22 protein-coding genes are annotated in these 25,213 nt (G+C 61.3%); 17 read left to right on the top strand and 5 right to left on the bottom strand.

The genetic code is table 11. The features are described from left to right. Positions 1 to 181: 181 nt before the first annotated feature. Complete coding sequence (gene acs / locus HF682_RS06035) at positions 182 to 2,149, bottom strand: acetate--CoA ligase (protein WP_168876307.1); 1,968 nt, start codon at positions 2,147 to 2,149, stop codon at positions 182 to 184. Positions 2,150 to 2,390: 241 nt separating this feature from the next. On the opposite strand from acs, the gene HF682_RS06040 reads away from it, so the two are divergent. Beyond that, on the top strand, positions 2,391 to 3,272 hold the full coding sequence (locus tag HF682_RS06040) for a LysR family transcriptional regulator (RefSeq protein WP_168876308.1): 882 nt from the start codon (positions 2,391 to 2,393) through the stop codon (positions 3,270 to 3,272). 19 nt (positions 3,273 to 3,291) lie between these two features. Here the strand turns inward: HF682_RS06040 and HF682_RS06045 are convergent, their stop codons facing one another. Next, positions 3,292 to 5,286 (bottom strand): methyl-accepting chemotaxis protein, encoded by a 1,995-nt coding sequence (locus HF682_RS06045; RefSeq protein WP_168876309.1) that lies wholly within the window; start codon positions 5,284 to 5,286, stop codon positions 3,292 to 3,294. Between the two features lie 227 nt (positions 5,287 to 5,513). Here HF682_RS06045 and HF682_RS06050 point away from each other — a divergent pair, with 227 nt between their 5' ends. The 5 genes from HF682_RS06050 to HF682_RS06070 all read left to right on the top strand — a co-directional run bounded on the left by HF682_RS06050 (position 5,514) and on the right by HF682_RS06070 (position 9,270). Beyond that, a complete protein-coding gene (locus HF682_RS06050) occupies positions 5,514 to 6,341 on the top strand; it encodes an alpha/beta hydrolase (protein ID WP_277346154.1) in 828 nt (275 codons plus the stop codon). Between the two features lie 78 nt (positions 6,342 to 6,419). Further along, a complete protein-coding gene (locus tag HF682_RS06055; RefSeq protein WP_168876311.1) occupies positions 6,420 to 6,686 on the top strand; it encodes a PepSY domain-containing protein in 267 nt (88 codons plus the stop codon). 43 nt (positions 6,687 to 6,729) lie between these two features. Continuing rightward, complete coding sequence (locus HF682_RS06060; protein ID WP_168876312.1) at positions 6,730 to 7,251, top strand: cytochrome b/b6 domain-containing protein; 522 nt, start codon at positions 6,730 to 6,732, stop codon at positions 7,249 to 7,251. A 28-nt stretch (positions 7,252 to 7,279) separates the two neighbouring features. Then, entirely contained in the window at positions 7,280 to 7,942 is a 663-nt protein-coding gene (locus HF682_RS06065; protein ID WP_168876313.1) for a response regulator, read from the top strand. Further along, a complete protein-coding gene (locus tag HF682_RS06070; RefSeq protein ID WP_168876314.1) occupies positions 7,939 to 9,270 on the top strand; it encodes an ATP-binding protein in 1,332 nt (443 codons plus the stop codon). The genes HF682_RS06065 and HF682_RS06070 overlap by 4 nt, the downstream gene beginning before the upstream one ends. 9 nt (positions 9,271 to 9,279) lie before the next feature. Here HF682_RS06070 and HF682_RS06075 read toward each other — a convergent pair whose 3' ends face one another. After that, positions 9,280 to 9,732, bottom strand: coding sequence for a PaaI family thioesterase (locus HF682_RS06075; RefSeq protein WP_168876315.1), 453 nt, complete (start codon positions 9,730 to 9,732; stop codon positions 9,280 to 9,282). 7 nt (positions 9,733 to 9,739) lie between these two features. Beyond that, complete coding sequence (locus HF682_RS06080; RefSeq protein ID WP_168876316.1) at positions 9,740 to 10,189, bottom strand: PaaI family thioesterase; 450 nt, start codon at positions 10,187 to 10,189, stop codon at positions 9,740 to 9,742. 225 nt (positions 10,190 to 10,414) lie between these two features. On the opposite strand from HF682_RS06080, the gene HF682_RS06085 reads away from it, so the two are divergent. The 11 genes from HF682_RS06085 (at position 10,415) to HF682_RS06135 (ending at position 22,785) form a co-directional block, all read left to right on the top strand. Further along, positions 10,415 to 11,284, top strand: a complete 870-nt coding sequence (locus HF682_RS06085; protein WP_205881915.1) for a glucosamine kinase nucleotide-binding domain-containing protein — start codon at positions 10,415 to 10,417, stop codon at positions 11,282 to 11,284. Next, a complete protein-coding gene (locus tag HF682_RS06090) occupies positions 11,284 to 12,024 on the top strand; it encodes a GntR family transcriptional regulator (RefSeq protein WP_168876317.1) in 741 nt (246 codons plus the stop codon). The genes HF682_RS06085 and HF682_RS06090 overlap by 1 nt, the downstream gene beginning before the upstream one ends. 7 nt (positions 12,025 to 12,031) lie before the next feature. After that, complete coding sequence (gene nagA / locus HF682_RS06095) at positions 12,032 to 13,135, top strand: N-acetylglucosamine-6-phosphate deacetylase (protein ID WP_168876318.1); 1,104 nt, start codon at positions 12,032 to 12,034, stop codon at positions 13,133 to 13,135. Continuing rightward, positions 13,116 to 14,138: an SIS domain-containing protein gene (locus HF682_RS06100; protein WP_240947064.1), complete on the top strand. Its 1,023-nt coding sequence runs from the start codon at positions 13,116 to 13,118 to the stop codon at positions 14,136 to 14,138. The genes nagA and HF682_RS06100 overlap by 20 nt, the downstream gene beginning before the upstream one ends. Positions 14,139 to 14,343: 205 nt before the next feature. Beyond that, the gene (locus HF682_RS06105; protein ID WP_168876319.1) at positions 14,344 to 15,609 is read left to right on the top strand and encodes an ABC transporter substrate-binding protein; all 1,266 of its coding nucleotides are present in this window, start codon (positions 14,344 to 14,346) and stop codon (positions 15,607 to 15,609) included. 91 nt (positions 15,610 to 15,700) lie between these two features. Continuing rightward, on the top strand, positions 15,701 to 16,963 hold the full coding sequence (locus tag HF682_RS06110; protein WP_168876320.1) for an extracellular solute-binding protein: 1,263 nt from the start codon (positions 15,701 to 15,703) through the stop codon (positions 16,961 to 16,963). 59 nt (positions 16,964 to 17,022) lie between these two features. Continuing rightward, complete coding sequence (locus HF682_RS06115; protein WP_168876321.1) at positions 17,023 to 17,892, top strand: carbohydrate ABC transporter permease; 870 nt, start codon at positions 17,023 to 17,025, stop codon at positions 17,890 to 17,892. A gap of 21 nt (positions 17,893 to 17,913) precedes the next feature. Further along, positions 17,914 to 18,810 (top strand): carbohydrate ABC transporter permease, encoded by an 897-nt coding sequence (locus HF682_RS06120; RefSeq protein ID WP_168876322.1) that lies wholly within the window; start codon positions 17,914 to 17,916, stop codon positions 18,808 to 18,810. Positions 18,811 to 18,942: 132 nt separating this feature from the next. Beyond that, on the top strand, positions 18,943 to 20,430 hold the full coding sequence (gene nagZ / locus HF682_RS06125) for a beta-N-acetylhexosaminidase (protein WP_168876323.1): 1,488 nt from the start codon (positions 18,943 to 18,945) through the stop codon (positions 20,428 to 20,430). A gap of 25 nt (positions 20,431 to 20,455) precedes the next feature. Next, positions 20,456 to 21,550 carry an ABC transporter ATP-binding protein gene (locus HF682_RS06130; protein WP_168876324.1) on the top strand — a complete coding sequence of 365 codons (1,095 nt, stop codon included), beginning with the start codon at positions 20,456 to 20,458 and terminating at the stop codon, positions 21,548 to 21,550. 197 nt (positions 21,551 to 21,747) lie between these two features. Next, positions 21,748 to 22,785: a porin gene (locus tag HF682_RS06135; RefSeq protein WP_168876325.1), complete on the top strand. Its 1,038-nt coding sequence runs from the start codon at positions 21,748 to 21,750 to the stop codon at positions 22,783 to 22,785. Between the two features lie 149 nt (positions 22,786 to 22,934). Here HF682_RS06135 and metE read toward each other — a convergent pair whose 3' ends face one another. Next, the gene (gene metE / locus HF682_RS06140) at positions 22,935 to 25,205 is read right to left on the bottom strand and encodes a 5-methyltetrahydropteroyltriglutamate--homocysteine S-methyltransferase (protein WP_168876326.1); all 2,271 of its coding nucleotides are present in this window, start codon (positions 25,203 to 25,205) and stop codon (positions 22,935 to 22,937) included. Positions 25,206 to 25,213 lie beyond the last annotated feature (8 nt).

Consider the following 25,213-nt stretch of genomic DNA (forward strand, 5'->3'; position numbering starts at 1 on the left):
CTATCCCGGTTTTCTCATAACCTGCAGCTTAACCGAAAGCCGAGCTCATGACACCTGATTACCGACAAGCGTACCGTTCATCAGAATGAGCGGTAAAGTGTTCCGCTCATCGCTCACACCTGCATGAAAAAGCCCTGCGGACACTCGGCTCGCAGGGCTTCTGGTCTGACGCGTGAACTGCTCAGACGCTTTCTTGCAATTGCTGCAAGATGGCCGGGTTTTCCAGCGTGGACACGTCCTGGGTAATTTCCTCACCCTTGGCAATGGCGCGCAGCAGGCGGCGCATGATCTTGCCGGAGCGGGTTTTCGGCAGGTTGTCACCAAAGCGGATCTCATCCGGCTTGGCCAGCGCGCCGATTTCACTGCCTACCCACTCCCGCAGGTTGGCAATGATCTGCCGTGCCTCATCGCCACTGGGGCGCGGGCCCTTCAGCACCACAAAGGCCACAATGGATTCACCCTTGATCTCGTGCGGCTTGCCCACCACCGCCGCCTCGGCGACCAGCGGGTTGGCGACCAATGCCGACTCAATCTCCATGGTGCCCAGCCGGTGGCCGGATACATTGAGCACATCGTCAATCCGGCCCATGATCCAGAAGTAGCCCTGCTCGTCACGGTGCGCCGAGTCTCCCGCCAGATAATACTTGCCGTTGTACTCTTCCGGGAAATAGGCTTTCTTGAAGCGCTCCGGGTCGTTCCACAGGGTGCGCACCTGCGACGGGAACGGACGCTTGATGACAAGGAAGCCGCCTTTACCGTTCTCCACCGGGAAACCGGCTTCATCGACAATATCTGCCTGGATGCCCGGCAGTGGCAAGGTGCAGGAGCCCGGCTTGGTCGCCACCGCGCCCGGCAGCGGGGTGATCATGTGGCTGCCGGTCTCGGTCTGCCACCAGGTGTCCACAATCGGGCAACGGCCACCACCCACTTTCTCGTGGTACCACACCCAGGCTTCCGGGTTGATCGGCTCGCCGACGGTACCTAACAGACGCAGACTGCTGAGGTCATATTGCGCCGGCAAATCGCCACCCAGCTTGATCAGTGAGCGGATGGCGGTCGGTGCCGTGTAGAAGGTGGTGACCTTGTGTTGCTCGATCATCTGCCAGAAGCGCCCCGCGTCCGGATAGGTCGGCACCCCTTCAAAGATCAGCTGGGTCGCCCCGACCGCCAGCGGTCCGTACGCCACGTAGCTGTGGCCAGTAATCCAGCCCACATCCGCCGTACACCAGAAGATGTCTGCCGGTTTGTAGTCGAAGGTCCAGCGCATGGTGTTGATCGCACCGAGCAGGTAGCCCGCACTGCTGTGTTGCACGCCCTTCGGTTTGCCGGTGGAGCCGGAGGTATACAGGATGAACAGCGGGTCTTCTGCATTCACCCAGGTCGGCTCGCAGTGCTCCGGCTTGCCTTTCACCAGATCATGCCACCAGATGTCTCGGCCAATCTGCCACGGACCATCTTCATGCACTGCACGCTTGTAGACGACCACGCGCTCCACGCTATCGCAACCGCCTGCCGCCAGCGCCTCGTCCACCGTCGCCTTGAGCGGCACCAGTTTGCCACCCCGCACGCCTTCGTTGGCCGTCACCACCAGCCGCGCCTTGGCGTCGATGATGCGTTCCTGCAGGCTCTTGCTGGAGAAGCCGCCGAACACCACCGAGTGGATGGCACCGATACGGGCGCAGCCCTGCATCGCCACCACCGCTTCGATGCTCATCGGCATGTAGATCACCACACGGTCGCCCTTGGTGATGCCGAGCGACTTCAGGCCATTGGCAAACTGGCAGACCCGACGGTACAGCTCGGCATAGGTGACACGGGTCACGGTGCCATTGTCCGATTCAAAAATGATGGCCAGCTTGTTGGCCAGCAAGGGCAGATGCCGGTCCAGACAGTTGTAGGAGACATTCAGCTCGCCATCGCCAAACCAGCGATAAAACGGCGGGTTACGCTCATCCAGCACCTGGGTGAACGGCTTGTGCCAGCTCAGCTGCTCACGCGCGAGCTGGCCCCAGAAGCCTTCGTAATCGTTGTTGGCCTGCTCGCACAGGGTATGGTAAGCCTCCAGCCCGGAGACATTGGCTTGCAGGCGGAAGGCGTCCGATGGCGGAAAGACGCGGGTTTCAGTCAGGACAGAATCAATGCTGCTCATTACCGTGCAACTCCCAGGTCAGAAAGATAGGAAAGCGAATCAGTGGCATGAAACTGGTGCTATTGCATTGTGCGCATGCAGCCCATGCGCTGCAATCGGATTTCATGATGACCGACTGTGGGTCACATTGATAAGCATGCAGTATGGCCGCCTGCGGCTTGGTTGGGCGGGCTCGGGCTTCCAGCAAAGCCGCTTCGCCTGCTAAGATGGTCACTTACACACCTTTTACGCCCTGCCCGCCGTGGAGCTATACCAGTTACGCACCTTTGTAACCGTCGCCCGCCATGGCCACCTGACCAAGGCGGCGGAAGCACTGCATCTGTCGCAACCCGCCGTCACCGCCCAGATCAAGGCACTGGAGGAGGAATGGGGCAGCCCCCTATTTGCCCGCACCTCCACAGGCGTGGTGCTGACTGCGGCAGGCAAGGTGCTGCTGCCAGACGCTGAACAGTTGCTACAAGCGGCCCATCTGCTACGCAGCAAAGCCCGGCAGTTGTGCCACGAAACCGCCGTGACCTTACGCATCGGCGTCCCCCTGCCCCCCTCCCAGTTGCAGCTGGGTCTGCTGCTGCAGCAATTGCGTCAGCAGCAACCGCTGCTGGAAATCCAGGTCAAGCAGCTACCGGCTGGGCTGATCCTGAACCAGGTCAGAAAGAAAGAGCTGGAATGCGGCTTCTATTTGGGTGAGAACCCTTACAGCTCCCTGCATGTGCTGCCCTTGACCAGCATCGCCATGAGCGTGATTGCCCCTGCAGACGCAACGCAACACCCTTGGGAGCAATTACGCGATGTCCCTGCAGATCGCTGGATTGGCTATGGGCCATTCAGCGGCTATGACATGCTGCTGCAGCAATGCTGCCGTCAGCACAATCTGACGCCACATCCCAGGCTGGAAGTGGACCATGAAGCCGCCGCGCTGGAGCTGGTGATGGCAGGAGAAGGCGTGGCGCTGGTCCAGCATGCGCTGGCCGAACAAGCCGCACAAGCGGGTCAGGTGCGCCTGCTGCAGATACAGGCCACAGCAGCGCCCTTGCAGTTCATCTATCCGGCAGAGCTGGAGCACAGCCCATTGAACATCCGCCTGTGCAATATCTTGCGGCAACACTGGCCACCTCCGGCTTGACCGGAGGTGGCCAGCAGCCTCACACCTTGAAGCGGCCCACCAAGCCTTGCAGCTGATCGGCCATCCCTTGCAGATTGGACACCGCGCTGACGCTGTCCTGCACCGATACATCATTTTCCTGCGCCATGCTGCTGATGTGCTCCAGACTGCGCGCGATGTCATTGCCAGCCGCCTTCTGCTCTTCGGCTGCGTGAGCGATCTCGCCAATCTGCGCCACCAGGCGGCGAGACGCCTGCTGAATGCCATCAATCGAGGCTGCGGCTTCCTGTGACAGGCTCACCCCGCGATCGACCTGCTCAACGGCACGGTCCACCCCCCCGACCGCCTGTGCGGTTTCCTGCTGGATGGCGGCCAGCTTCTCGCTGATCTCGATGGTGGCCTGCGTGGTGCGCTCAGCCAGCTTGCGCACCTCATCGGCCACCACCGCAAAGCCGCGACCTTGCTCCCCGGCTCGCGCGGCTTCAATGGCAGCATTCAGGGCCAGCAGATTGGTCTGACCGGCAATTTCCTTGATCACATTGGCAATCGAGCTGATGTCACGAGCACGACCATCCAGCTTCTCAACCAGCTGCGCCACCAGTTGCATGCCTTCGTTGATACGACTGATTTCATGCACCGTATCACCAAGCTGACGATGCGCCGTTTGCGTCAAGCGATCCGCCTCATCCACAGCAGAGCGGGCCTCACCGGCACTTTCTGCCACATGGGCGATGCTGACAGCGATTTCTTCCATGGCCGCAGCGGTGGCGGTAGACGCGTCGGATTGCTGGTGCGAGCGTTGCGCCACCTCCCGGCTACTGCCCGCCAGCCCGCCAGCCGCGCTGTCCAGTTGGCTGCTCTGGTTGGCCACCTCACTCACCAGATCACGCAGCTTGCGCATGAAGGCGTTGAATGCACTGGAAATCTGCCCGATTTCGTCGCCGGAGGTCACCGGCAGCTGGCGGGTCAGGTCACCCTGCCCTTCCGCCAGCTCACGCATGGTACCGGTCAGGGAGACGATCGGTTGCGTCATCCGGCGCAGCAGCGGCAGCAGGATCACGGCCAGGATGGCAATACTGGCCAGGGCCAGCACCACCGACACCCACATGATCTGGTTGGCCCCACCCATCACGGCTGACAGCGGGAAGCTGACCTTCAACGACCAGAAACTGTCAGACTGGCCAATCCGCACCGGCTGGAAAACATGCACCATGCCGGCATCGTCAATATACTGCGCTGGCTTGCCTTGCTTGATCTGTGCCAGGATATCCGCCGACACATCCTTGGCCGGCTTGTTCATCATCGCAGCCTGCGGATGGCTGGCGTAAGCTCCACCCGCGCTGATCAGTGCGGCATAGCCACTGCCATAGGGCTTCACCTTGCTGAGGATGTCCTGCAGGGTCGCCAGCGGATAGTCTGCACCAGACACCCCGACGAACTTGCCGTCCTTCAGGATGGGGGCCATCAAGGACGCCATCAGAACGTCCTTGCCTCCCACCGAGAAAGCGTAGGGTTCCGTAACATAGAATTGTCCAGTCTTGCGCGGTGTGTAGTACCACTCGTTGCCTGCTTCCGTCTCGTAGCCTTTTACCACCTCCACCGCCAGCTGACCCGCACCACGGTTCCAGTAGGTCATAAAGCGGCCTGAAGCATCGTGCGCAGGCTTGTTGGCCCACTCACTGTCCTTGCCATCAAATCCATTGGGCTCCCAGTAGCTGGAGAGACCGATAAGCTGAGTATTTTGCTCCAGCAGCGACTTGGCCACCTCTTGCGCCAGCATGCGGTCGGTGTGGCCATTCTTCAGCATGGCCTCCAGTGAACGCGACAAGCCATTGACCGTGGAATAGGTCTGCATGAAGCCAGTTTCCACATCATTGGCATAACTGCGCGCCATGTCCTGCGCCGCCTGCAGTGCTGAGGTTTTGGCCTGGTCCCGCGCCAGCCAGGAGATCAGCGAAAACGCGATCACAAAGGTGATGGCAGCAACCCCGATGGCCGTGCCGGATATTTTGGTACGCAGCGATGTGTGTCGCATTGAAACTCTCCACGCGGTTTCTTGTGTTCTGGATATCTTCCCTGTACGCCCATGTCTTATCCTGACGGGTCATACCGACCTCGGGAAGCCCCCTGAGGTCTCGTGAAGATATCCTGTGCTTGCCACCAGCCCCTTGCTGCACGCACAATCAAAAGGCTGGCGACTGTCCTGCTCGTTTTACTCTAGGCGTTGACCGGCTGCCCTGCAAACCCGTTTTCGTCCACCTCATGCCTTTCCACGACCCAGACCATCCCGCAACCGATTTAGCCCTGCATCACCAGCCGGCCTCACACGCAACGGCCGCGCCCCCTTTGCTGTTCATTCATGGCGCCTACACCTCAGCCGCCTGCTGGCAGCCCCACCTGATGCCGTGGCTGTCGAACCATGGACATGACTGCTGGGCGCTCAGCCTGCCCGGGCATGGCGATAGCCCGGACAAGGCTCGCCTGCATCAATACAGCCTGGAAGACTATGTCGCGGCAGTGGAAGCGACGGTGCCACGCTTGCCTGCGCCCCCCATCCTGATTGGCCACTCCCTGGGAGGCACCGTCGTACTGCGCCTGCTGGAACGGATCAGCGTCCCTGGCGCCGTACTACTGGCTCCGGTACCGCCACATGGGGTGGTACCTTCCGCCAGCCGTCTGTTCTGGCAGCGCCCACCCTTGCTGCAGGCGCTGGGTCATGTGGTGCAGGGGCAGCTGCAAGCAGCAGATGCCCCCCAACTGGGGGCCGCGTTGTTCAGTCCCAGGTATCCGCCGCCTGCACTGGCCGAGATGGCGACGCTGTTCCAGCCCGAATCCATGCGGGCGTTGTTCGACCTGAGCTGGCAAGGCTGGCGCAGCGCGCCGACCTTGCCACAGCTGCCCGCTTTGATTCTGGCCGCGGAAGATGACGCCCTGTTTACGGTGGAGGAAGTCGACGCTTGTGCCCGCTTGCTGCACACCCATGCCCACGTCCTGCCGGGGCTGGGGCACGCGATGATGCTGGATCACAACTGGACATTGCTGGCACAAGCGCTGCATACCTGGTTGCAGACACACTTTCCAGCACGGTAAGCGTGCGGTAAGCCAGACGCGGTTGAATACCCCCATGCCAGCAGCGGCTGGCACATTCAACCTCAAGGAGCTTTCACCATGCGTACCGTTCTGTCCCTGCTGGCCTTGCTGACCGTGACCTCCCTTGCCCACGCCGACCCCAAGTGCCCGACCCACCCCAAGTCCCAATGGATGCCGCAAGACACCTTGCGCAAGCAACTGGAAGGCCAGGGCTACCAGATCAAGACCTTCAAGGTTTCCGGACAGTGCTATGAAATCTATGGCAAGGACAAGGCCGGCAAGAAAGTGGAAATTTACTTTGACACCGTCAGCGGCCAGCCAGTCAAGAGCAAGGTAGAAAGCTGAGCCGGTAGTACGGCGGGTTTCATCCGGGAAGGAGGATCGAATCATGAATGCGTCCCCAATCACTTGGGACCGGCTGGTCCGGACGGCACACTGGAGTCTGGTCAGTTGCGTGGCCGCCAACCTGTTTCTGCTGGAAGAGGGCGACCCGCCGCATCGCTGGGCAGGTTATCTGGCAAGCGGCATTGTGCTGGTGCGCTTGCTGTGGGGGTTCATCGGCAGCGCTCATGCCCGCTTCAGCGACTTCTTCCCGACCCCTTCCCGCCTGTTGCAACAGTGGCAAGCCTGGCGTAAGGGAGACTTTACACCGCACGCGGGCCACAACCCCTTCGGCGCGGTGATGATGCTCAGCCTGCTGACGCTGGTGCTGGCGCTGGGCCTGACGGGCTGGCTGATGGGTACCGACCGTTTCTGGGGCGAAGAATGGCTGGAGGAACTGCACGAAGGCCTTGCCAATCTGCTGATGGGCTTGGTCGGGCTGCACGCGCTGGCGGCCATCATCATGAGTCGGCTGGAACGGGTTCGTTTGATCCGGGCCATGTTCACCGGCCGGAAAGAGCCGCTATAGTGCAACCATCCCTTGTCAGGCTTGAACCATGCGCATCCTGTTGATCGAAGATGACCCGCTGATCGGGGACGGCCTGCATGTGGGGCTCAGCCAGCTGGGTTTCACTGTGGACTGGTTTCAGGACGGACACACAGGTCAGGCTGCGCTGGCGCAAGCCCCGTTCGACGCGGTGGTACTGGACCTGAACCTGCCCGACGAAGACGGCATCGCCATTCTCAAAGGCTGGCGGGAGCAGGGACTGGACACGCCGGTGCTGATCCTGACCGCGCGCGATACGCTGGCACAGCGGGTCAGCGGCCTGCATGTCGGTGCCGACGATTACCTGGGCAAGCCCTTCGCACTGGCCGAAGTGGCCGCCCGGCTTCATGCCTTGATCCGTCGCCGCAACGGTCACACCCGGGCCACCCTGCAGCATGGCGCATTACGGATGGACCCGGTTGGCAGACAGGTCTGGCTGGGTGAACACACCATTACCCTGAGTGCCCGCGAATTCAGCCTGCTGGAACTCTTTCTGCAAAACCGGCAGCGCTGGTGGACCCGTGAGCAGCTGGAAGAAAAGCTCTATAGCTGGGACAGCGATGTGGAGAGCAATGCGGTGGAAGTACACGTCCACCGGCTGCGCCGCAAACTGGGGAACGACATCATCGTGACCCAGCGCGGGCTGGGCTATCAGCTGGGCAAGGCCCCATGAGCATTCAGCGGCGCCTGTTGCTGTCTGCCTTGCTGGCCACCCTGCTGGTGTGGGGATTGGCTGTCCTTGCGGCCTGGTCCCAGGCCCGTCGGGAAGCCGATGAGCTGTTTGATGCCGAGCAGATCCAGTTTGCCCATCAATTGCTGGATGCCTATGCCCGCCTGCCGGTATCACAGATTCAACCCGCCCCTCAGGCCGGGTCGGCGCAGCGGCAGCATGGCAAGGAACACGACGGACTGGGCTTTGCCTTATGGAATGCACAGCAACAGTTGATCTTGAGTGATGGCTCTGACGGCGCGTTTCCCTTTCCCGCCCATGAGGGCTTCCGCAATGTAACCCTGCACGGTGAGCAATGGCGACTGTACAGTGCGCGGGACCAGCATAGCGGCCTCCGTGTCACCGTTGGGCAAGAGCATGAATTCCGGCTGGAGGTCGCCGGTGAATTGACTGGCAGCATGCAGCTGGCCTGGCTGCTGGCCCTGCCGCTGCTGTTATTGGCCCTCATCTGGGCCATCCGCACCGGCCTGCGCCCCCTGCGCGACCTGACCTTGCTATTACAGCGACGACAACCCGAAGACACTGCCCCCCTGCCCGACGACGCCCCCCAGGAGGTGCGGCCCTTGGTGCAAGCCCTCAATCAGTTATTGAACCGCTATCAGGATCTGCTCGACCGCGAGCGCCGCTTTATCGGGGATGCCGCCCATGAACTGAAGACCCCGCTAGCCGCCTTGCGGGTGCAGGCAGAGGTCGCCAGCCTGGCGCAGGAGCCTGCGGTACAGCAGCGCGCCCTGCAACAGCTGGTGCGAGGCGTGGTGCGTAGCGAGCGTTTGTTGCAGCAACTGCTGTTGCTGTCACAGCTGGACCCGATGTCGCAGGTACCCGATGCCCAAGCCATTCACTGGCCTGAACTGCTGGAAACCTTGCTGGAAGACTGGGGGCTGACACACCCGGCAGACGATTTTCCCATTCAGGTCATCTGGTCTGATGCCCAGCCGCTTCCGCTACAGGGCAACGCCATGTTACTGAGCCTGCTGCTGCGAAACCTGCTGGAGAATGCCCGCCTCTATGCGGCAAGTGAAGCCGGTGTCAGACTGACCCTGGCCAAGGATGGCCTCACCGTCAGCGACCATGGCCCCGGCATGACAGCAGAACACCTCGCCCGTCTTGGCGAGCGGTTTTACCGCCCGGCAGGACAAGCTCAGCCCGGCAGTGGGCTTGGGGTATCAATTGCGATGCGGATTGCCCAGTTGCATGGCCTGCAACTGGACTTCCACAACCGCCCGGAAGGCGGGCTGGCGGTCCGTCTGCACCGGCCTGCAGCAGCGTAAACAGGCCTGTCAGGTCAGCAGGCAGTGTGCCCGGGCCACCGCGATCGGCTTGCTGCGATCCTCCTGCCAGGCCTCGATAGTGATGTGGGCCACTCGCTTACCCTGTCGGGTCAGATGGCAAGCGGCATACGTGTCCTGCGCGCGGCCTGAGCGCAAATAGTCAATGGCAAAATCCACTGTCAAGGGGATGGCTTCGCTTTCCTGCCGCCACAGGATGTAGAGCTGCGCACAGCACTCCATGAAACCGCCAATCACGCCGCCGTGCAGGGCGGGCAGCAGCATATTGCCCACATGCCTCTCCTGATAAGGCAAGGTAAACCACAGCTCGCCCGCCGCTTCGGTCACCTGCATGCCCAGCCCTGCAGCATAGGGTACGCTATCCAGCACCCGCTGATATTGATGATCCTGCCGGGATTGTGCCAAGGCGACAAACACCGGGTGGCGTTCCATATCCTGTTCCATGTTGGCCTCAGCTGCTTTGACGCATGAAGGTCGCCACGGCCGTGGCGATGGGTTGTTGCGGGTCATCGTGATAGATGCAGCCCCGCACGAAAGCGATCTGGCGGGTCATGCGATAACACTCGGCACTGGCCGTCAGCGCCAGGCCGGGCGTGGCCCGCTTGAGGAAATCCACCCGCAAGTCCAACGTGGCAATCATTTCCCACTCGGACAAGGCACAGAACACCGCAATACCACAGGTACTGTCCAGCAGGGCAGTCAACACCCCGCCATGCACCGTCCCGCTCACCGGGTCTCCCACCAGTTGCGGCTGGTAAGGCACACGCAAGGTCGCACAGCGGCGAGCCATGCTGACGAACTGGTACTGGTAAGCCAGACCATGCGGCATGCGTCCGAAAAACTGTTTGATGGCGATGTCTTCAAACTCTGGCGAATCCACCAGATACGTGGTGTGGGGCAATGTCGCCTCCTTGTTCAAGCACTTGCTTGATTTTATACAGTCACCCGAGCAAAAGCGAGCCAATCGGACAGGGTACAATACCACCCGGCAACATCCCCCGGGCTGAGTGAGCAGCGTCCCGACGCACGACTCTGATCAGTGCTTGACTTCAACTTTCATTGGTATTACATTGGCCTCATGTATCTAACTGGTATCAATTCAACCTCCAACCCGAATGGAGACAGAATGCGTATGGCGTTGCGTTATCTGATTGGTGTGGACGGTGGCGGCAGTGGTACCCGTCTGTGCCTGGCAGACACGCAAGGCCACATCCTGACCACCCAGACCGGTGGTCCTTCTGCGCTGGGCCAAGGCATTGAAGCCGCTTGGCAGACCATTACCGGCCTGTGCCAACAAGCCTTCAACCAGCAGCATCTGACCTTCAACCCTGCTGAATGTGGTATTGGGCTCGGTCTGTCCGGCGTACACAATCCGCAGTGGGCACACGCCTTCCAGGTTCGCGCCCCCGGCTTTGGCCATCTGCAGCTGGATACCGATGCCTTTACCACCCTGCTGGGCGCGCATGCCGGTGCCCCCGGTGCCGTGGTGGCCATCGGTACCGGCAGCGTGGGTGAGGCCCTGTACGCGGACGGCAGTCGACGCGGTGTCGGCGGCTGGGGCTGGACCAGTGGCGATGAAGCCAGTGGTGCCTGGCTGGGCAAACATGCCTCAGCCCGCACCCAGAAAGCACTGGATGGCCGCCTGCCGGATGGTCCGCTGGCTGCGGCTGTGATCCAGCATTGCGGTGGCAGTGCCGATCACTTCATGGCCTGGCTGGGAGAAGCCGACCAGAACGCCTATGCCCAACTGGCGCCGCTGGTCTTGCAGCACAGCGACGACGATACTCACGCCCGCCCCTTGCTGCAGCAGGCGGGTCAGGAAGTCGCCTTGCTGGCGCAGGCGCTGGACCCGGAAGGGACGCTGCCGCTGGCCTTGTGCGGTGGACTGGCCCAGGCCCTGACCCCCTGGCTACCGGAAGCCCTGCGTCAACGCATTCGTCCCGCACAGGGCGATTCGATGCAAGGTGCCCTCATTTTGATTCAGAAAGCGTGCTGATGGACTATCAGGACAAATTGCTGGCCTTGCGCCCCGACGAGGACAACGCCACCCCGCTCTACCTGCAGTTCAGCCAGAAGCTGGCTGCGGCCATCAATGCCGGGGTCTGGCAGGCGGATGAAGCGCTCCCCTCCGAGCGGACTTTCTGTGAGGCACTGGGTATCTCCCGCGTCACCGCGCGCAAAGCCATGGACCTGCTGCTGGAGCAAGGTCTGATCGACCGGCGACAAGGCTCCGGCACCTATATCACCCCCAAGCTGGAGCAACCGCTGTCCCGGCTCTCCAGTTTCTCCGAGGAGCTGCGGCAGCGGGGTTTCAAACCGGCCTCTCGCTGGTTGTCCCGCGAAGTGGCGCACGCCACGCAGGAAGAGGTATTGAAGCTGGGGCTGTCGCCCAACAGCAATGTGGCCCGCCTGCGTCGCTTGCGGACGGCGGACGACGTAGTGATGGCGATTGAAACCAGTACCTTGCCTCTGAGCAGCATGCCCGATCCCAAGCAGGTGGGCGACTCACTGTATGCCTGGCTGGATCAGGCGGGCACACCGATTGTGCGCGCCCTGCAGCACATCAAGGCCATCAACGCCAGCGAAGAGCAGGCCCGGCTGGCCGGGGTCAAAGTGGGCACCGCCATGCTGCTGATCACCCGGATTGGCTATCTGGAAAACAATATTCCCATCGAGCTGACGCATACCTATTGCCGCAGCGATTATTACGATTTTGTCGCAGAACTGCGGCGGTGAGGTAGCAGTGCTGAACGGAAACATCCTGACCCCGGACGGCTGGTATCACGGCACCCTGCATTTTGCAGAGCGCGTGGCCCGCATTGAGGGACAGCCACAGTCACCCGACAGCAATGGGGATGACTACCTGTTGCCGGGCTTCATTGACCTGCACGTCCACGGCGGCGGCGGGCGTGACGTGATGCAGGGTCAAGGGGCCATTGAGGTGATTACCCGGCAGCATGCCCGGCATGGCACCACCTCCCTGCTGGCCACCACCATGACCGCGCCGCGCGAGCACATTGAAGCGGCACTGCGTGATCTGGGTGCCAGCATGCAGCAGCGCAGCCCACACGCTGCCCGGGTGCTGGGGGTGCATCTGGAGGGACCGTTCATCAACTCCGGCAAGCTGGGTGCCCAGCCCAACTTTGCCCGCACCGCCTTGTGGGACGAGCTGCAGGCCTACCACGAACTGGCCCCGATTCGGGTACTGACGGTCGCACCAGAGATTTCCGGCCATCTGGAGCTGATCCAGAAGGTGGTGGCGCAAGGCATTCGCGTACAGCTGGGCCACACCCTTGGCAGTTATGAAGATGGCGTGGCCGCGCTGCAGCACGGCGCCACCGGTTTCACCCACCTCTACAACGCCATGAGCCCGCTCCACCACCGTGAGCCCGGCATCGTGGGCGCTGCGCTGGCGCACGCTGAATTCTCTGAGTTGATTCCGGACCTGCTGCATGTCCATCCCGGCGCCATTCGCGCCGCCATGCGCGCCATCCCCAAGCTGTTCTGCGTCACCGATTCCACGGCCGCCGCCGGCATGCCGGATGGTGACTACCAGCTGGGCAGCCATACCGTGACCAAATGCCTGGGCGGGGTGCGCCTGCCGGATGGCACGCTGGCCGGCAGCACGCTGACCATGGACGTGGCACTGCGTAACCTGGTGCTGATCGGCCTGAGCCTGAGCGACGCCAGCAACCGCCTGTCGCGCAATCCGGCTGATTTTCTGGGCCTGTCTGACCGGGGCCGTCTGGCCCCCGGCAGCTGGGCCGACATTCTGGTTGTAGACCGTCATTTGCGGCTGCGTGCCGTGTACGTGGAAGGAGAACGGATTGACCTCGCGGATGCTTGAAGAGGCGTGCAGCACGTCTGAAATGATCAGCCTGCAGTTGCAGCAGGATGAGGCACGCTATCTGGCACTGGGTGAAGCGCTGCGCGCTGCCCCCCCTCAGAATGTGGTCACGGTGGCGCGGGGCAGCTCCGACCATGCAGCAGGCTATCTGGCCTACCTGCTGATGTCTCGCATCGGCAAGCTGGTGACCTCGCTGCCGATGTCGCTGGTCACCCTACACAAGGCGCCGCTGGACACCCGCCAGGCGCTGGCGGTTGCCATCTCGCAATCCGGACAAAGCCCGGACGTGATCGAACCGATCCGTTTCTTCCGCGACGGCGGAGCCAATACCGTCGCGCTGGTCAACGACGTGCGCTCACCGCTGGCAGAAAGCGCGGAATGGACCTTTGGCCTGTGCGCGGGTCCGGAGTTGAGCGTCGCGGCCACCAAAAGCTTTATTGCCAGTCTGGTCGCCGGTGCCCGTCTGGTGGCACACTGGCAGAACGATCAGCCGTTCCTGAAAGCCATCGCCACCCTGCCGGAATCGCTGCTGCTGGCTTGCAAGCAGGACTGGAGTGCGGCGCTGGATGTACTGGCCCCTGCCAGCCGCATCATGGTAGTCGGTCGTGGCATCAGCTTTCCGATCGCGCTGGAAGCCGCGCTGAAGTGCAAGGAAACGTCGGCCATCCAGGCGGAAGCGTTCTCCGGTGCCGAAATCAAGCATGGCCCGATGGCGCTGATTGATGAAGGCTACCCGCTGCTGATTTTTGCCACCCGTGGTCCGGCACTGGAAGGGCTGCGCAAGCTGGCCGCCGAGATGCGTGGCCGGGGTGCACGGGTGCTGCTGGTGGCCCCGCACGATGTGCCGGAGCGAGACCTGACGCTGCCCGGCGCCGTGCTGCCGGAGCTGGACCCGATTGTCGCCATCCAGGCTTTCTATGTGATGGCGGCGCAACTGGCCGAGGCCCGCGGCATGGACCCGGACCAGCCACGACATTTGAGCAAGGTCACCCGGACCGAATAAAACGGAGCAGGGTTCGCCCTGTTGCAGCAGAGAAAACAATACGGAGCGGCCACAGGCTGCCCAATACAAGTGATCGGCAATGCACTGATCGCAGGCAGGCAACTGCCATTGTGTTTCCGTCAGCCCGGACCACCGGGCGGCGGCACGACCGTCCAGAAAACAGCTGAATCGGGCGGCGGTAATTCACTAACCTTGGAGATGCATCATGCAATTGAAGAAGCTGGCAAGCAGTCTGGCATTGATCGGTTTTGCTGTCGCAGGCAGCGCACACGCCGACAAGGTCAAGGTTGAATACTGGACCATGAGCCTGGCACCGAAGTTCAATGCCTACTTTGACATGGTGGAAAAGAAGTTCGAAGCGCAGAACCCGGACATTGACGTGGTCTGGGTGGACCTGCCGTGGGACGTGATCCAGGCCAAGCTGACCGCTGCCATTGCAGCCGGCCAGCCCCCGGCCCTGGTCAACCTGAACGTGCCTTGGGCCTATGACTACGCACAAGACGGCGTGATCCAGCCGGTAGATGGCCTGCTGGGTGGCGACAAAGCCGTCTACGCCTCCGGCGCACTGGCCGATGTGACCTTCAAGGGCAAGGTTTACGGCTTCCCGTGGTACAACGGCGCCAACATCCTCGCCTACAACACCAGCTTGTTCCAGAAGGCCGGTCTGGCGGGCAAGACCCCGAAGTCGCTGGATGAAGAGCTGATGATGGCCAAGCAGATTGCGGCCAAGACCGGTGTTCCGGGTTTTGCCCCTGCACTGGGCAAGATCATCGGCATCTTCCAGGCCGAAGGGCTGGACATCGTGGTGGGGGGCAAAGCGGCCTTTAACAGCCCGGCACACGTCGCGCTGCTGAAGAAGTTCCAGGATGCCTACAAGTCCGGCGCGCTGGCCAAGGACAATCTGTTCGCTGAAGACAACTTCCAGACCTCAATTGCCCTGTACAACGCCGGCAAGCTGGGCATGCTGGAAAGCACCCCGTCCACGCTGGACCGCACCAAGTCTGACGCCAAGGACATCTACGCCCTGACCGAAGTGGCACCGGCGCCGATGGGGCCGACCAAGGTGGTCAAAGGCGGCTGGTTGATGCACTTTGCCGTACCCAAGGGCGTCAACGCCAAGGTTCTGCCTGCCACCGCCAAGTTCGCCAAGTTCCTGACCGGCGACGAAATGCAGCTGGCTTTCTCCAAGGCCACTGGCGGCACCTACCCGTCCACCATCAAGGCGGGTGACGATGCCTACTTCCAGTCCCTGCCGGCAGGCTCGGGGGCCCTGGAAAAAGCGCGCGCGGTCGGCGGCAAGAACATCGACAACATCCGTACCTTGTGGGGCGTGCCGGGTCTGCCGGACTTCGAAGCCCTCAACAAGCGCCTGCAGGACGCAGTGGAAGCAGGGGTGACCGGCAAGAAGGACATCAAGGAAGCGCTTGATGACGCCGCCACCTTCTGGAACGAGAAGCTGGCCAAGAAGTAAATCCAGCTGAAGGTTGACTGCCCGGGCACACCCGGGCAGTCGGCGCACGCCCCTATTCCGCATTTGCTGTTCCAAGCAAAGGATATGTCACATGAAGCTGAACCGATGGGTAAGCAGTGGCCTGCTTGCGCTCGCCGCCACCTCCGCGATGGCCGACAAGATCAAGCTGGAATTCTGGACCAACAGCCTGCATCCAAAGTTTGATGGCTACTTCAAGGCGCTGGAGCAAACCTACGAAGCACAGAACCCGAATGTTGATCTGGTCTGGGTAGACATTGACTGGGACAATTTCGAGCCGAAACTGGCCGCGGCGCTAGCCGCCGGCAATGCGCCAGCTGTGGTCAATATGGATGTCCCGCAAACCTTCCGCTTTGCCCAGCAGCGGATGATTCTGCCGCTGGATGAGCAGATGGGTGCCGACCGCTCGCATTATGTGCGTGGCGCGCTGGAGGACGTGACCTTCAAGGGCAAGCTCTATGGTTTCCCTTGGTACAACAACGCCAACGTGCTGGCGCTGAATGCCGATCTGCTGAAGAAAGCCGGGCTGGATGCCAGCAAGCCTCCCCGCACGCTGGACGAACAGCTGGCTTTTGCCAAGCAGATTCGTGCCAAAACCGGCCAGCCGGGCTTGTTGCCTCAACTAGGCAAGATGTCTGGGGTGTTCCAGGGCGAAGGCCTGGCCTTGGTCAAGGATGGCAAGGCCGTCTTCAACTCACCCCAGCATGTGGCGCTGGTGCGCAAATTGGCCGACGCCTACAAAAGCGGCGCTTTGGCCAAGGACAGCCTGTTCTCGGAAGACAACTTCCAGGATTCCATCAAACTGTATAACGCCGGCAAGCTCGGCATGATGGAAGCGGCGCCGTCCGCCTTGTCCCGCACTCGGGATGATGCCAAACAGGTTTACGCCAGCACGGTGGTACAACCCGCACCATTGGGGGGAGGCAAGATTGCCAAGGGGGGCTACCTGTTCACCTTCGCCATCCCGGTCACCACCGACAAGGCCAAACTGCCAGAGGCCGTGAAGTTTGCCAAGTTCATTACCAATGACATCAACCAGCTGGCCTTCTCCAAGGCCACCGGTGGTACGTACCCGTCTACGGTAGGGGCGCTGGCCGATCCCTTCTTCACCCAGCTGCCCAAGAACCCCGGTGCACTGGACGTCGCACGGGCAACCGCAGCTCGGGTTGCACCCAATGTGCGGACGCTGGAGCTGGTCGGGGTACCGAACGTCACCACCCTGTCCAAAAAGCTGCAAACCGCCATTGAGGCTGCAGTCACCGGGCAGAAAGACCCCAAGCTGGCGCTGGATGAAGCTGCCGAGTTCTGGAATGAACGCCTGAAAGCCACACCGTAACTGTCGCACCCGGGCCGGTTTACCGGCCCGGCCAAGCACCACCTGAGAGAGAGTACACCGTGAAACCTGACCGCTTCCGGACCTTGCAGGGTTACCTGTTTCTGGCCCCTACCCTGCTGCTGTTGCTGGCCTTCACCCTGATCCCGGTGTTGTTCAATACAGCCTTGTCCTTCTATGACTATTTTCCCTCGGTCCGGGCGGACTGGGTGGGTCTGGAGAACTTCAAATACCTGTGGGAGGACGACCTGTTCCACATGGCACTGAAGAATTCGTTGACCTATTTGCTGATCGTGCCGCTGATCCAGCTGGCCGCCATTGTGCTGGCCGTCCTGGTCAACAACAAACTACCGGGCATCCGCCTGTTCCGCGCAGCCTACTACACCCCGGTGGTGACCATGGTGGCGGTGATCGGCATTGTCTGGACCATGATGTACCGTGAAGACGGGCTGATTAATCAGACCTTGCAGTTCCTGCATGCCATCAATGCACCCATCGGCTTTCTGACCGACGACAGCATTGCCTTGTTTGCGGTGATGTTTGTTACCTTCTGGCGCGGTCTGGGCTACTACATGGTGATCTATCTGGCCGGGCTGCAGGCCATCCCGCAGGAAATGCAGGAAGCCGCCACTCTGGATGGTGCCAACGCCTGGCAGCGCTTCTGGCGCATCACCCTGCCGATGCTGAAGCCCTCCATCCTGATCTGTTCGGTGCTGTCTACCACCGCAGCGCTGAAGTGTGTGGAAGAGCCTTGGGTGATCACCAAAGGTGGTCCACTGAATGCCACCTATACCGGCTTGTTCTATGTGTACCAGATGGGCTTCCGCAGCAGTGAATGGGGCCGTGCCGCCGCCGCTGGCGTGGTACTGGCGGTGCTGTGCCTGCTGGTGGCGTGGCTGAACTTCCGCTTCATCCGCCCCAGCCATCGTTAAACCAGGTCATCAGGACGCATCATGGATTTGAGAACCCGTAAAACCCTGCAGCGTACTGGCAACAAGGTGCTGCATTACAGCATCCTGCTGGCACTGGCGCTGTTCACCTGCTACCCCTTCCTCTGGCTGCTCAACACGGCACTGGGGACTGAAGGAGGCGTCTTCGACTTTCCGCCGCCGCTACTGCCACGCGGCCTGACCCTGGAGCACTTCCGCCAGGTCTTCGAGCAATTCAGCATCGGTACCTTCTTCAAGAACTCGGTGTGGATCTCGGTCTGGACCATTTTCTGGACCCTGTTCCTGTCCAGTACCGCCGCCTATGCGCTGTCGCGCATGCGCTTTCCGGGCCGCAATCTGGTGTTCACCATCATTGTGGTCAGCATGATGCTGCCGGCTGAGGTCAACTTTCTGCCCAACTACGTGATCATGGCCAAGCTGAACCAGCTGATGATGTGGCTGGCGGACAGCACTGGCTGGGAAGCGCTGGCCAGCATCAAGTTTGCCGATGGGCACCTGGGCGTGATCCTGCCCACCGTCGCCACGGGCTTCGGCATCTTTCTGATGAAGCAGGCTTTTGAGGAAATCCCGCAGGACCTGATCGACGCCGCCCGTATCGACGGTGCCAGTGAATTTGCCATCTTCTACAAGGTGGTGCTGCCGCTGACCCGCCCGCACCTGGCCGCGCTTGCCATCTTCACCCTTGTCAGCAGCTGGAACAACTTCATGTGGCCCAGCATCGTGCTGACCAGCCCGGATCAATATCCGATGGCCACTGGCGTGCTGCAGCTGTTTGGCGCCTTCCAGTCCTCATTCCGGTTAACCGCTGCCGGATGCGTGATTGCCATCGTGCCCATCCTGCTGGTGTTTGTATTTACCCAGCGCTACTTCATGCGCGGGATGGAGGGTGCAGTGAAGTAAGCCTGAACACACTGACCGGTTGGCTGCCCCGACCCCGCCTTCAGACCCTGCCCAAGCATGGCATGGGGTTTGGCAGGCCGCTAACCGAAACAGGCCGCCAACGCAGCCTGGCCTTACCTTGGAGAGACAGAAATGACGTACCCGCTTCGCGCTGGCGAGCACATGATGATTGAAATCTGGGGCCATACGCTGGACCCGGTGACTGAAGACCTGATCCGCCGCAACGGCATCCGTGCCGTATGCCTGTTTCGCAAGAATATCGACAGCTTTGCTCAGACCCAGGCGCTGGTGCAGAAGCTGCGTGACATCATGGGTGAGCACGCCCTGATTGCCATCGACCAGGAAGGTGGCGCCGCCGTGCGTGCCTGGTTCCTGCCACTGGGTCCTTCCGCCATGTGCCTCGGCGCGGCCGACGATGAACAGCTGGCCGAGCGGGTGGGCGAAGCCACCGCGCATGGTCTGGCCGCACTGGGCATCAACTGGAACTTTGCACCGGTGCTGGACCTGAACAACAACCCGCGCAATCCTATCGTCGGCGAGCGCTCCTTCGGCGCGGATCCGGTACGTGCCACCCAGTTGGCGCTGGCCTGGCAGCGCGGCAGCCTGCGTGGTGGCGTGGCCTGCGCCCTCAAGCACTTCCCCGGCCACGGCGATACCGATGTCGACTCCCATCTGGCGCTGCCGATCGTCGACAAGCCGCGTGCGGCACTGGAGCAGTACGAGCTGGCCCCGTTCGCGCTGGCGCTGCCGGAATCACCGTCCTTGATGACAGCCCATATCGTCTACCCGGCTTTCGATGCCGAACGCCCGGCCACACTGGCGCCGTCCATCCTCACCGGCCTGCTGCGTGAGGAGTGGGGCTACCAGGGTGTGGTGATCAGCGATGCACTGAACATGAAGGCGATCCGCGATGTCTACGGTCAACCCGCCGGAGCGGTGATGTCCCTGCAGGCCGGAGCGGACATGGTGCTGGTGATGGCCGACGCCGCAGAAACCCAAGCCACAGTCGATGCCGTGCAAACCGCCATCGAGCAAGGGGCACTGGATGCCGCCGCGCTCCGCACCAGTCGGCAGCGCCTGCAGGAGATGGCCGCACGCTTCCCCAGCCAGCCGCACGCCTATACCCCGAGTCAGGACGCACGTGACCGTGCCGTCATGCTGCAGGGCTGGTTGCGCGGGCTGACTCTGCATGGCAATGCGCAACGCCCCCACCCGGGCCAGAAAATCCGCTTGCTGGTGGCACGCGAAGTACCTGGCGATGGTGTGTCGGAAGCCGGTATTCGTGGGCAGGAACTGGTCGAGGCGCTGGCCCCGCACTTCCCGCTGGACGTGGTGCAATATGAGCACGTCAGCGAGCTGGACTGGCAACAACTGCCACAGGATGGCCTGTTTACCGTGCTGGCCAGTACCGGGCGTGAACGCTACACCGCCAGCCAGCAGCATTGGCAACCCGATCTGCATCTGGTGTTATGGAACCCTTACCAGGCCAACGATATTGATGCCCCGGCCCTGATCAGCTACGGCTTCCACCCGGAAGCGCTGCAAGCCTGCATCAGCTGGCTGAAAGGCGACTGTGAAGCCCCTGGCCGCATGCCCGCCCCGCTGGCTGCCGCAGCCTGACCGACTGAACTTTGAGAGTACACACATGGCGCACCTCCGTTTACGCAATATCCAGAAAACCTACGATAACCAGCAGGCCGTGATTCACGGGGTGGACCTCGACATCGCCGATGGTGAATTCGTGGTGTTCGTTGGCCCCTCCGGCTGTGGCAAATCCACCTTGCTGCGCATGATTGCCGGGCTGGAAGAGATCAGCGGTGGCGAGCTGTTCATCGGCGAGCAACTGGCCAATGACATTGCCCCGGCCAAGCGTGGCGTGGCGATGGTCTTCCAGAGCTATGCGCTCTACCCGCACATGAGCGTCTACGACAATATGGCGTTCAGCCTCAAGCTGGCCGGTACACCCAAAGCCGATGTCGAGCGCATGGTGAAGCGGGCGGCCGAGATCCTGCAAATTACCCACCTGCTGGACCGTAAGCCGAAGGCACTGTCCGGTGGCCAGCGGCAACGGGTGGCCATTGGTCGCGCCATCGTGCGCAAGCCGCAGGTGTTCCTGTTTGACGAGCCGCTGTCCAACCTGGACGCTGCCTTGCGGGTGCAGATGCGGATTGAGCTCTCCCGCCTGCATCAGGAGCTGGGCACCACCATGATCTACGTGACGCACGATCAGGTGGAGGCCATGACGCTGGGCGACCGCATCGTGGTGTTCAACGGTGGCCATATCGAGCAGGTTGGCACCCCGCTGGAGCTGTACGACCACCCGGCTAATCTGTTTGTGGCCGGCTTCCTGGGCTCCCCCAAGATGAACTTCATTCCGGTCACCCTGCAAGGGCAGCAGGATGGCGTGCTGAAGCTGGCCCTGCCAGATGGCCAGACGGTCCAGCTCAGCGGGCGTCACACCGACGGGCTCAGCTCCGGCAGCGCACTGACACTGGGCATCCGCCCCGAGCATCTCAGCCCCTCCGAAGCAGGCATCCTGCAGGTGCGCATTGACCTGGTGGAGCATCTGGGGGACTCCATGGTGGCCTACGTCGAACTGCCCGGTGTCAATGACATTCTGGCGGTCAAACTGCCTGGCGACCGCAGCAACCTCAAGGCTGGCGACCTGATGCGGCTGCATGTTGCAGAAACGCATCTCCACCTGTTCGATGCTGCAGGAAAAGCTTTGCCTCGTCTCTGATTTGTTTTACATTGGACTCATATTGGTATTTAAGCCATATCCATACAAAAGATCGTGGAGTGGCAAAAGAATAGCCGATCAAACAAAGATTTGACGGTAAAACCATTCAGCTTGGCCGCAGTCGGAGATCACACACTGGCGCGGGCAGGCTGAACACAAGCAGCAAGCAACTATAATACCACCTTGGAGAAACTAGCATGAAACGCGCACTCGCTTTGGCGGTGGCATCTGCCTTCGCCGTTCACACCGCCTACGCCGACTCCGGCAACGTCAACATCAGTGGCTGGATTGAGGCTGACGTATCATACGAAGACATCACCGGCAAGAATGTACGTGACAATCTGATCGCTATCGACGGACGTTTGAACTTCACCGGCACCGAAGATCTGGGCAATGGGTTGTCCACTATTTGGCAAATCGGTGCCAAGATCAATGAGGGCGAATCCACCAACCAATGGAATCCTTCTGCCATTTTCGGTAGCAATGACACTTTTATTGGTTTGAAAGGCAGCTTCGGTCAGGTTCGACTGGGCAAGATGCTCACCCCATACTATGAAATTGTAGACTGGCCTCTGTCCTCTGCTGGTATGGGCAAAATCATGGATGCAGGTGACCCGTTGAAGACCTCCGGGGGCTACGAGACCTGGAAAAACGGCGACCGCGTCGACAACAGTATCCGCTACGACTCACCGGACTTTGGTGGCTTCAGCGCCTCCGCCATGTACTACACCGCAGAGAACAAAAACAGCACTGGCCGAAACAGCCAGTCATTCTCCTCACGTCTTGCCTATGCCAATGGTAGCTTCAACACGTCACTGGGCTATCAATACCAAGGCGACAATGCTGGCACCGATGGCAACAAGCTGAGCTCCATCGTCTGGCAAATGGGTTATAGCTTCGGCAACTTTGGTATTTATGGTGGGGTGAAACAGACCAAGCTGAGCGGCAATGGCTTGGGCGAGAAGCGCAACTACTGGGAAATCGGCGCAACCTACTCCGCCTCCGACAAGCTGTCCTTCCGTGCCGCATACGGCCAAGCCGGTGACCAGAAGGGTAAGTACGGCAGCGATGACGGTGCCAAAGAGTTTGCCTTCCAGACCAACTATTCTTTGTCCAAGCGTACCAGTGTTCATCTGCGCTTTAACCAAATCAAGAATGACATTGGCCGTGGCTGGTTTGGCGAAGCTGGCAAGACGGGCCGTCGCTACATGTTCATCCTGGCCCACAGCTTCTGATGTGTTGTACCCCGGCTGCGGCCGGGGCGTAGTCCTCTCTTCACTCCATATGTTGATGCGCTGCCCAAGGGGCAGCGCTTTTTTTCGTGGTTCGCGACACGCAATAAAAAACCCCGCAACAAGGGCGGGGCTGGATGGTCAAGCCCAACTCAGGCTGTAGCCGTTTCCCGCAACTGCCGTGCCGCTTGCACCATATGGCGCAGGGCCGCTTCGGTTTCATGCCAGCCACGGGTCTTCAGGCCGCAGTCCGGGTTCACCCACAAGCGTTCCGCCGGGATCACCTGCCGTGCTTTCTCCAGCAGGCGCACCATCTCGTCGACCGCAGGGATGCGTGGCGAGTGGATGTCGTACACACCGGGGCCGATGTCGTTCGGGTAGTTGAAGGCCGCAAAGGCGTCCAGCAGCTCCATGTCCGAGCGTGAGGTCTCGATGGTGATCACATCCGCATCCATCGCGGCAATGCTCGGCAGGATGTCGTTGAACTCCGAGTAGCACATATGGGTGTGAATCTGCGTTTCATTCTGTACGCCGCTGGCCGACAGACGGAACGCTTCCACCGCCCATTGCAGGTAGGCATCCCAATCGGCACGGCGCAACGGCAAGCCTTCACGAATGGCCGGTTCGTCAATCTGGATGACACGGATACCAGCCGCTTCCAGATCACACACCTCATCTCGCAGGGCCAGCGCAATTTGCCGGGCTGTCAGCGCGCGGGGCTGATCGTCCCGAACAAAGGACCACTGCAACATGGTGACCGGGCCGGTTAGCATGCCCTTCATCGGGCGAGCCGTCAGGGTCTGGGCAAAGCGGCTCCACGCCACCGTCATCGCTTGCGGCCGGGACACATCCCCAAAAATCAGCGGTGGCTTCACGCAGCGGCTACCGTAGCTCTGCACCCAGCCGTTCTGACTGAAGGCATAGCCCGACAGCTGCTCGCCAAAGTACTCGACCATGTCGTTGCGCTCAGCTTCGCCGTGCACCAGTACATCCAGCCCCAGCTCTTCCTGCTTGGCGACGGCCAGACGGATGGCGCTCTTCATGGCGGCCAGGTAACCGGCCTCATCCAGTTCACCCCGCTTGAACGCGGCACGCGCACTGCGGATGTCCTGCGTTTGCGGGAAGGAACCAATGGTAGTGGTGGGGAAAGCCGGCAGGTTCAGGTGCGCCTGCTGGCTGACTTGCCGCACTGCAAATGGCGCGTCGCGCTCGGCATCCGCGGCCGTCAGAGCCGCCAGACGGGCTGCCACAGCGGCATTATGAATACGGGTCGAGCTGCGGCGGGAGGCAGCAGCCTGGTCACTGTCCGCCAAAATGGCAGACACCACAGACTCACCCTGGTTCAGGGCGTGCGACAAGGCCGCCACTTCATCCAGCTTCTGCCGCGCAAACGCCAGCCACGATTTCAACTCAGCATCCAGCTTCTGCTCAGCCGCCAGATCCACCGGCACATGCAGCAAGGAGCAGCTCGGTGCCAGCCACAGCTGCTCACCCCGATCGGCCACCTCGCTCAACTGGGCCAGCTTCTGCCGCAGGTCAGCACGCCAGACATTGCGCCCATCCACAATGCCAACCGACAGCACCCGGTCTTGCGGCCACTGTGCGGCAAACACAGACAATTGCTCCGGTGCACGCACCACATCTATATGCACCCCGGCCAGCGGCAAGCGGGTCAGCAAGGGCAAGTGCCGGGACACATCGCCAAAGTAACTGGCCAGCAGAATCGGGATACCCTGCTCTGCCAGCAGCGGGTAAGCCTGCTGGAAAGCCGCCAGCCATGGCTCATCCAGATCCAGCGCCAGAATCGGTTCATCCAGCTGTACCCATTGCACACCCAGGCCGTGCAGACGCAGCAAGAGGCTGGCATAGGCCTTCAACAAGCGGGGTAGCAGGTTCAGGCGGTCAAACCCCGCCTGCTTGCTCTTGCCAAGGAAGAGATAGGACACGGGACCGAGCAGCACCACCTTGGCAGGGATCGACTGGGCCTGGGCTTCCTGTACTTCGTCAAACAGCGCATGGGAGGACAGTTCAAACCGGCTGTCTGCGGTGAACTCCGGGACGATATAGTGGTAGTTGGTGTCAAACCACTTGGTCATTTCCATGGCCGGGGCGGAGGCCGTACCACGCGCCATGGCAAAATAGGTATCCAGACCCACTTCACCACCACTAAAGCCATAACGCGCCGGGACGTTGCCCAGCAGGGCGGTCAGATTCAGTACTTGGTCATACAAGGCAAAGTCGCCCACTGGCACCCAGTCCAGCCCGGCCTCACGTTGCCACTGCCAGTGTTGGGCACGCAAAGTGGCGGCGGTATCCTGCAGCTGTGCGGCGCTCAGCTCGCCGCGCCAGAATTGTTCCTGCGCAAACTTCAATTGGCGTTCCCGGCCAATGCGGGGAAAACCGAGGTTGTGTGTCTTGCTCATGAGGATGG

Source organism: Leeia aquatica, from assembly GCF_012641365.1.
In the GTDB taxonomy this organism is placed as follows: domain Bacteria; phylum Pseudomonadota; class Gammaproteobacteria; order Burkholderiales; family Leeiaceae; genus Leeia; species Leeia aquatica.